The organism is Roseitranquillus sediminis (assembly GCF_016918935.1).
In the GTDB taxonomy this organism is placed as follows: Bacteria; Pseudomonadota; Alphaproteobacteria; order Rhodobacterales; family Rhodobacteraceae; genus Roseitranquillus; species Roseitranquillus sediminis.
In genome coordinates this window covers 1-349 of the sequence record NZ_JAFFOB010000034.1, presented here as the reverse complement: position 1 = coordinate 349, position 349 = coordinate 1, and the positions used below count along the sequence as shown (strand labels likewise).

The following is a 349-nucleotide window of genomic DNA, read 5'->3' as shown; positions in this document are numbered from 1 at the left end:
GACTGGCTCCTGGTTCTCCGGAGATACGTGCTGTTCTCGGCCGTCGCACATCTGGTCTGGGAGATCGGCCACATCCCCCTCTACACCATCTGGCTGGAGGGAACCTGGGGCGAGATCGCCTTCGCGATCCTGCATTGCACGGGCGGGGACATTCTCATCGCCATGAGCACGATACTCTTGTCGCTCTTCCTGGTTGGGGATGCGGCGTGGCCTTTCGAACGGGTACGCCGGGTCCTGATCGTGGCCGTGGCGTTCGGCGTTGCCTACACGATCTTCAGCGAATGGCTGAACATCGTCGTTCGAGCGGCCTGGGCCTATCGGGAGATCATGCCGGTCGTTCCGATCCTCG

1 protein-coding gene is annotated in these 349 nt (G+C 62.2%); it reads left to right on the top strand.

Going from position 1 to position 349, the window contains the following annotated elements:
• Positions 1 to 349, top strand: a 349-nt coding sequence (locus tag JM664_RS19100; protein WP_227421413.1) for a hypothetical protein, incomplete at both ends; no start/stop codon positions are given.